At 56.0% G+C, this 7474-nt stretch carries 10 protein-coding genes; 5 read left to right on the top strand and 5 right to left on the bottom strand.

The window, feature by feature from the left end; genetic code table 11:
- Positions 1–42: 42 nt before the first annotated feature.
- The 5 genes from rluB to ABYP39_RS06255 form a co-directional block, all read right to left on the bottom strand.
- A complete protein-coding gene (rluB, locus tag ABYP39_RS06275; protein WP_372781628.1) occupies positions 43–876 on the bottom strand; it encodes a 23S rRNA pseudouridine(2605) synthase RluB in 834 nt (277 codons plus the stop codon).
- Positions 873–1697 carry an SMC-Scp complex subunit ScpB gene (gene scpB, locus ABYP39_RS06270; protein ID WP_372748781.1) on the bottom strand — a complete coding sequence of 275 codons (825 nt, stop codon included), beginning with the start codon at positions 1695–1697 and terminating at the stop codon, positions 873–875. Before scpB ends, rluB begins: the two co-directional genes overlap by 4 nt.
- Positions 1698–1699: 2 nt before the next feature.
- Positions 1700–2521, bottom strand: a complete 822-nt coding sequence (locus ABYP39_RS06265; RefSeq protein ID WP_372748782.1) for a ScpA family protein — start codon at positions 2519–2521, stop codon at positions 1700–1702.
- Between the two features lie 195 nt (positions 2522–2716).
- Positions 2717–3343 carry an L-threonylcarbamoyladenylate synthase gene (locus tag ABYP39_RS06260; protein ID WP_372758144.1) on the bottom strand — a complete coding sequence of 209 codons (627 nt, stop codon included), beginning with the start codon at positions 3341–3343 and terminating at the stop codon, positions 2717–2719.
- 41 nt (positions 3344–3384) lie between these two features.
- Complete coding sequence (locus ABYP39_RS06255; protein WP_372758143.1) at positions 3385–4206, bottom strand: PHP domain-containing protein; 822 nt, start codon at positions 4204–4206, stop codon at positions 3385–3387.
- A gap of 108 nt (positions 4207–4314) precedes the next feature.
- Between ABYP39_RS06255 and ABYP39_RS06250 the strand changes: the two genes are divergently transcribed.
- The 5 genes from ABYP39_RS06250 (at position 4315) to ABYP39_RS06230 (ending at position 7437) form a co-directional block, all read left to right on the top strand.
- Positions 4315–5022: a VC0807 family protein gene (locus tag ABYP39_RS06250; RefSeq protein ID WP_372781626.1), complete on the top strand. Its 708-nt coding sequence runs from the start codon at positions 4315–4317 to the stop codon at positions 5020–5022.
- Positions 5023–5053: 31 nt separating this feature from the next.
- On the top strand, positions 5054–5353 hold the full coding sequence (locus ABYP39_RS06245; protein ID WP_372781624.1) for a YciI family protein: 300 nt from the start codon (positions 5054–5056) through the stop codon (positions 5351–5353).
- Between the two features lie 70 nt (positions 5354–5423).
- Positions 5424–6113, top strand: coding sequence for a TIGR04211 family SH3 domain-containing protein (locus tag ABYP39_RS06240; protein WP_372758140.1), 690 nt, complete (start codon positions 5424–5426; stop codon positions 6111–6113).
- Positions 6113–6676, top strand: a complete 564-nt coding sequence (locus ABYP39_RS06235; RefSeq protein WP_372765209.1) for a peptidylprolyl isomerase — start codon at positions 6113–6115, stop codon at positions 6674–6676. Before ABYP39_RS06240 ends, ABYP39_RS06235 begins: the two co-directional genes overlap by 1 nt.
- Complete coding sequence (locus ABYP39_RS06230) at positions 6673–7437, top strand: pyridoxine 5'-phosphate synthase (protein WP_372758138.1); 765 nt, start codon at positions 6673–6675, stop codon at positions 7435–7437. The genes ABYP39_RS06235 and ABYP39_RS06230 overlap by 4 nt, the downstream gene beginning before the upstream one ends.
- The last annotated feature ends 37 nt before the right edge of the window (positions 7438–7474 follow it).

The raw sequence follows: 7474 nt of genomic DNA, 5'->3' as shown, positions 1-7474 counted from the left end.
TTAACCCGCCTCAGGCGGGTTTTTTTATGCCCAACAGTATGTTCAGGCCTTGCGTGTGTTGCGCCGGCCCCGATTGCGCGCCGGTTTGCCATGCACCTTGCCATCGGGTCTGGGCACGGATTTGTTCTTGCCGGGTGCCGCCATGCCAGCCATTTCATAAACCTTTGTCACCTCATCTACAGGTAACTCCATCCACTGCCCGGCCTTGAGCTTGGGTGGCAAAAAAGTATTGCCATAGCGCACGCGCTTTAGGCGGTTCACCTGCAGGCCCTGCGATTCCCACAGGCGGCGTACTTCGCGGTTACGCCCTTCCATGATCACCACATAAAACCAGTGATTGATGCCCTCGCCACCACCGTCAACAATGTCGGTAAAGCGAGCAACCCCATCGTCCAGCATTACACCGTCTATCATCGCCTGCAGCCGATCTTCGGTGATCTGGCCCATCACCCGACACAGGTACTCGCGCTCAATGACTGACGATGGGTGCATCAGCTTGTTGGCCAGCTCGCCATCTGTGGTAAACAGCAACAACCCGCTGGTAGTAAAATCCAGCCGCCCAACCGAAATCCACCGCTCGCCACGGGTACGCGGCAGGCTGTCGAACACTGAGCGCCGGCCTTCCGGATCCTTGCGACTGCAGATTTCGTTGTCCGGTTTGTTGTAGATCAGAACACGGCCACGCACGCTATCGGGCGTCGTGAGCTTGATCGGCCTGCCATCTAGTGTAATCCGGGCGTCGCTATCCACCCTGTCGCCCAGGCTGGCGGGCTTGCCATTGACGGTAATCCGACCATCAGCAATGGCCCGCTCCATTTCGCGACGCGACCCAAGTCCCGCTCTGGCGAGCACTTTTTGTAGCTTTTCATCACTCATGCGCGGAATTCCGATTCTGATTCCGCATCCGAATCCCCGGCATCGTCGGGCTCGGGCTCATCGTCTGACGACTCCAGGGCCAGTTGTTGGTCACCGGTATAGTTTTGTTCCAGGTCGTCTTCAGCTCTCTCATCACTCTCCAGCCCACTGCCGATATCATCAGGTGTTGACGCATCCGGCGTTTCATCGTGGGTTACTCCATTTGCCGACGTCTCTGCTCCATCGCCGGCTTCCTCACCAGATTCACCGCCATTACCGTCGGCCTCGTCAAAGCTCAACTCACCTGAGAGGTTGTCGAGATCCTTGATATCGGCCAGCGCTGGCAGGTCATCCAGGTTGCGCAGATTGAAATAGTCCAGAAACTTGCGGGTTGTAGCGTACATTGCCGGTCGGCCGGGAACATCTTTGTGTCCAACCACTCGTACCCACTCACGCTCCAGCAGGGTTTTGATAATCTGGGAGCTCACCGCCACACCGCGAATATCTTCAATATCGCCGCGCGTGATGGGCTGCCGATAAGCAATCAGTGCCAGGGTTTCCAGCAGGGCCCGAGAATAGCGTTGTGGCTTTTCTTCCCAAAGTCTTCCGACCCAGGGAGCCACAGCTTCGCGCACTTGAAACCGGTAGCCGCTGGCCACCTGTTTCAACTCAAAACCCCGCCCCTCGCACTGCGCGGTAAGGGTTTGCAAGGCTTCACGAAGCTGCTCGTTCTCAGGGCGCTCGCCCTCTTCAAATAGGTCACCCAATTGTTGGATGGTCAAGGGCTTACCAGCAGCAAGCAAAGCGCCCTCTATAATACGAATCAGCTGTTCTGTTTCCATGCTCAGGACTTGGCTTTAACGTGAATGGGCCCGAAGGCTTCGGTTTGTACAATCTCGATCAGCGATTCCTTGATCAGCTCCATGACTGCCAGGAATGTCACCACGATCCCAACCCGCCCTTCTTCCGGGGCAAAGAGGGTAACGAAAGGCGTAAAACGCTCAGTAGACAGCCGCGCCAGCACCTCAGACATTCGCTCTCGTGTGGACAGCTTTTCGCGTTGAATCTGATGGCTTTCAAACAGGTCTGCGCGACGCAGCACTTCACTGAGAGCCAGCATCAATTCACGCATCTCTACATCAGGTTCCGGGCGAGCTTTGTCACGCGCCGGTGGTTCTGCAGTAGCCTGGTATAGGTCACGCCCCATGCGCGGAATTTCATTGATCTCTTCCGCCGCCTTTTTAAAGCGCTCATACTCCTGCAGACGCCGTATAAGCTGGGCGCGCGGATCGTCCTCTTCCTCTTCGGCCTCGGAGGAGCGCGGCAACAGCATACGCGACTTGATCTCCGCAAGCATGGCCGCCATCAGCAGGTATTCTGCCGCCAGCTCAAACTGCATTGCGTTCATCATGTTGACGTATTGCATGTACTGGTCGGTAATCTTGGAGACATCGATCTCCAAAATATCGAGGTTCTGACGCTTGATCAGATAGAGCAGCAGGTCGAGCGGGCCTTCAAAGGCCTCCAGAAAGACTTCCAGAGCATCTGGCGGAATATAAAGGTCTTTGGGCAGCTCGGTGACGGCCTTGCCCAGCACGACCGCGAAAGGCATCTCCCCTTGCTGGGGAGAGTCAGGAGCACTGCGGCGCAAGGCCTCCAGCGTCAGTGGTGCACCGCCGGTCTGATTCGGGCTTGCAGGCTCCAGCCTGGCAACGCCCTCCTGAGCTCCAGTCGCGTCGTTTTCCGCAATTATTGTATCGTCTTCCACCAAAGCGTAATTCCCGGGGGGTGTGTTGCCGTCAGCGGCAAGGTAATCGGCGCATTATACGCAGATGCCGGCACGGGTACTATGACTAGCCCTTTATTCGGACGCAAATGCCGACCAGTCACCTTGCCCCTTGCGCACCAGCACCGGCACCTCATCAACCAGATCAATCACTGTCGTCGGCTCCATGCCACAAAAACCGCCATCGATCACGAGATCCAACTCGTGTTGCAGGGTATCGCGAATGTCATAGGGGTCGGTCATGGGCATGTCTTCTCCCGGCAGAATCAGCGACACACTCATCAGCGGTTCCCGCAATTCCTCCAACAACGCCAGCGCCACCGCATTGGCGGGCACGCGCAGGCCAATGGTCTTGCGCTTGGCCTGAAGCAGTCGACGCGGCACCTCGCCCGTGGCCTGCAGAATAAACGTGTATGGACCGGGCGTGTGCAGTTTCAACAGCCGGAAAGCACTGTTGTCGACCCGCGCATAGGTACCCAGCTCCGAAAGATCCCGGCATACCAGCGTAAAATTGTGGCTGGCATCAAGCCGCCGAATCCGCCGCACCCTCTCCATGGCCGACTTGTCGCCGAGATGGCATCCTAGGGCGTAACCTGAATCGGTAGGATAAGCCACCACGCCTCCGCGGCGAATAATATCCACCGCCTGGCCGATCAAGCGCTTTTGCGGCGTTTCCGGGTGAACCTGAAAAAATTGACTCAAACAAAACTCCTTACGATGGTTGTGGGTACTGGCACCAAGACTCACTGCCAGGCTGACCATACCGGCACACAATTACTAACCAGACTGGCATCGCAGCCCACTTCACTCCAGGGGGTTTGCGCATGAAAATCGCTGCCAACAGAGGCCATCAGACCAAAGCTTTTGCAAAGACTACGCAAAAAATCAATATCCGCATCGCTCCACTGCCGGCCATTCGCCACTTCGATACCGCGTCCGCCGGCCTCCATGAAGTCCACCAGCAGACGGCGCAACTTGGTTCGGGTAAGTTTGTAATGCAGCGGATGGGCCAACACCGCGACGCCACCACTGGCGACGATCCACTGAATCACGGTGCCCAGCTCGGGCCAATGCATTTTAACGTCACCCACTTTGCCAGCGCCGAGAAAGCGGTCAAAGGCCTGATTGAAACTGCTGACTGCACCGCGCTCGATCAACACGCGGGCAAAATCCGGTCGCCCCAGGGCACGACCTTCGCCCACCGCTGCACGCGCTGTTTCATATACACCTGGCACGCCCTGCTTTGCCAAGCGCTCGCCTATTTTTTGAGCGCGCAATTCTCGCGCCTGATCCTGCCCAGCAACGGCGCACTGTAGATCAACACTTGCCAGATCAACATTCAAACCCAGTACATGCACGGTCACGCCAGACCAGACACACGACAGCTCAATGCCGGGAATCAGGGTAAGCGGAATATCTTCAGGCAGATGCTGATAGGCGGCAAGCGTATCGTGATCTGTCAATGACAGCATCTCCACCCCCTGCTCCACCGCACGCGCGATTAATTCGGCAGGACTAAGACTACCGTCAGACAAGGTGGTGTGCGTATGAAAATCGACCCGCAAGTAACTCTATCCTTTCGTAAAGTTCACCAACAAACGCGCCTGAGTTGGCCCGCCCGGCTAAAGCCAGTATAGTGACGGCTCTCAAAATTCCGGTCAGATTCCAGCTAGATGTCGCAAACTGCCAAACCCGCAAAACAGCAACATGGAGGCATTCTCGCCAACCTGCTGTTCAATCTTATCATCCCCACACTGATCCTGACCAAGCTGGGCAAGGAAGAGTATTTGGGGCCAAGCTGGGCTATTGTCGTGGCACTGGCATTTCCAATAGCTTACGGACTGCGCGATTTCAGCAAAACCCGCGAGGCCAACATCTTTTCTATTATCGGGGTAGTCAGCATCGCCCTAACCGGTGGCATTAGCCTGCTGCAGCTCGACCCAAAGTATATCGCCATCAAGGAAGCCGCCATTCCCGGGGCTCTCGGACTGGCCACACTGATATCGCAGTATACGCGCTTCCCTCTGGTGCGAACCTTTCTTTTTAACGAGCAGATCATGCAGGTGGAGAAAATCACCCAGGCCGCCCGTCAAAAGGGCACCGAAGCCCTATTGGAACAGCGCCTGAAAATGGCCACCGTGCTAGTAGCCTGTTCCTTCTTCCTGTCGTCGGTGCTGAACTACCTACTCGCCAAATGGGTGCTGGTCAGCCCGCCGGGCACCACCGCCTATACCGAAGAGCTGGGCAAGATGACTGCGTTGAGCTTTCCGGTGATTGCCGTACCCAGCATGATCGTCATGACTATTTCCATGATTTACCTTTTTAAGGGTATAGAAAAATTCACCGAGCTGACGCTGGAAGACATTCTCCAGCAGCATTAAACGCTCAACGCGAATACTACAGGAGGTTTCAGTGTTATTTGCCATCAACAGTCAGGACGTTCCAAACAGCCTGGCACTGCGCAAACAAGCGCGCCCGGCACATCTGGCCAGGCTCGAAGCCTTAAAGCAGGAAGGGCGACTGGTGTTGGCCGGCCCCTATCCTGCAGTTGAAAGCAACGACCCCGGTGAAGCTGGCTTTACCGGCAGCCTGGTCGTTGCCGATTTTGACTCTCTGGCGGACGCCCAAGCGTGGGCAGATCAGGACCCCTACATCGAAGCCGGGGTTTACGCGCAGGTAACTGTGAAGCCGTTCAAACAGGTACTCCCCTGAGCGGTTTAATCTCTTGACCCATTGCGGTAGATTTAGCCCACCCTAAACAAACTGATAACTGGAACATCGAGTGAACAAGTTTGCAGCACCCTTATTGTCCATCGCCCTACTCTGCGCCGGGCTCTCAGTACCACTGACCGCCACGGCACAGGAAGAGGTCCGCTACGTTACCGACCGACTCTATGTTCCGTTGCGCAGCGGCAAAAGCCAGAGCCACCGCATCTTGCACAAGGGCTTGCCCAGCGGCACCGAAGTTAGCGTGCTGGAAACCGACGACGAAGCCGGCTACAGCCTGATCCGCACCCGTCGCGGGCTGGAGGGCTGGATGCTGTCGCGTTATCTCGACAGAGAACCGGTTGCAGAACTCAAGCTGGCTGAAGCCACCGCACGCCTGAAAGCGCTGGAAGAAGAAAACAGCAAATTGAAACGGGCTTTCACCAACGCCGCCGGCAATTCTAAAGAAGCCAAAGAAATCGTTGCGGAGCTGGAGCAGCAAAACCTCGAGTTGCAAAAGGAGCTGGAGGAAATCAAACGGGTTTCCGCCAACGCCATCAAACTGGATCGCGAGTACCAGCAACTGTCTGAAGCCAAACAGATGCTGAGAGATAAAGTCGACGTTCTCGAAACCGAAAACAGCCGCCTGCGGGAAAATCACGAAAACGAGGCCTTTCTCAATGGTGCCTTCGCAGTGATTCTGGGCATACTTGCCGCCATAATCATTCCCCGCCTGAAGCCCAAAAGACGTTCGGAGTGGATCTGATGCGCACTGCCCTTTTTGCTGTTTTGTTGTTTGTCTCTGCGATTGCCAACGCACAGAACCCATTGGTCACCCTGCACACCACCAAAGGTGACATCGTGATTGAGCTTTATCCGGATAAAGCGCCCATCACCGTCGACAATTTTCTGAGTTACGCCAAAAGTGGCTTTTTTGACGGCACAATCTTTCACCGCAGCATCCGCCGGTTCGTCATCCAGGGCGGCGGCTTCACCAAAGACCTCGAAGAAAAGCCAACCCGCGACCCCATCAAAAACGAAGCCGACAACGGTCTGACTAATGATCGCTGGACAGTCTCCATGGCCCGCACCAGCGACCCGGACAGTGCAACCTCGCAGTTTTTCATTAATACTGGCCTTAACCTGAGCCTGGATCGTCGTGGCGGCAAGGATGGCTATGCCGTCTTCGGCAAAGTTACCGAGGGACGCGAAGTCGTGCGGGAAATCAACAACCTGCCGACCCACACCGTGGGCTTCATGCGCGATGTACCCAAAGAAAGGGTTGTGGTCGAACGCGTTACTGTCAGCGAGGCCGGGCCGGCATCATGAGTGTTGCTCTGAGTATCAACCTCAATAAGATTGCCCTGATCCGAAACTCGCGAGACACCGAATATCCCAGCGTTACCCAACACGCCCAGATGTGTATCGATGCTGGCGCTGACGGCATCACTGTGCATCCACGACCCGACCAGCGCCATATCCGCGCCGACGATTGCTACGAACTCGCCAACATGCTCAGCGTTGAGTTCAATATAGAAGGCAACCCCTTCGCCGCGCCCATGAAATCGGATCGCGCAGGCGTCAGCGACTACCCCGGCTTTCTGGAAATCGTTCGCCGCACTCGACCCGCCCAATGCACCCTAGTACCCGACAGCAACAGTCAGCTCACCTCGGACCATGGATTTGATTTGGTGCGTTCTTCCGATGAGCTGCGACCCATCATTGCCGAATTAAAAGCACTGGGGTGCCGGGTAAGCCTGTTCATGGATCCAGACACAGCGCAGATAGCGCTAGCCAAAGAAGTTGGGGCCGACCGCATAGAGCTCTACACCGGCCCCTATGCGCACGCCCACGAGCAGGGTGACCACAGCGCAAGCCTACAGCAATTTGCGCAAGCCTCGTCGTTCGCGGCCTCTATTGGTCTTGGGGTCAATGCTGGCCACGATCTCAACCTGAAAAATCTAAGCGTCTTTCGACAAGCTCTGCCGGATCTACAGGAAGTTTCGATTGGGCATGCCTTTACCGTGGATGCGATTGAGCTGGGGCTAAAGAATTGTATTGCGGCTTATCAGCAATGCCTGGGTAAATAAGCTAACGGATGCAGGCCAGCGGGTAGCTGCATTATTT

The sequence above is a fragment of the Litorivivens sp. genome, assembly GCF_041625495.1.
Classification (GTDB): Bacteria; Pseudomonadota; Gammaproteobacteria; order Pseudomonadales; family Spongiibacteraceae; genus Litorivivens.
Note: the sequence above shows the minus strand (reverse complement) of the source record. Positions and strands in the feature narration are given on the sequence as shown.

Coding starts and splice junctions, on each gene's coding strand:
- ABYP39_RS06235 (WP_372765209.1), top strand. CDS start 6,113: ATGCGCACTGCCCTTTTTGCTGTTTTGTTGTTTGTCTCTGCGATTGCC.
- scpB (WP_372748781.1), bottom strand. CDS start 1,697: ATGGAAACAGAACAGCTGATTCGTATTATAGAGGGCGCTTTGCTTGCT.
- ABYP39_RS06230 (WP_372758138.1), top strand. CDS start 6,673: ATGAGTGTTGCTCTGAGTATCAACCTCAATAAGATTGCCCTGATCCGA.
- ABYP39_RS06250 (WP_372781626.1), top strand. CDS start 4,315: ATGTCGCAAACTGCCAAACCCGCAAAACAGCAACATGGAGGCATTCTC.
- rluB (WP_372781628.1), bottom strand. CDS start 876: ATGAGTGATGAAAAGCTACAAAAAGTGCTCGCCAGAGCGGGACTTGGG.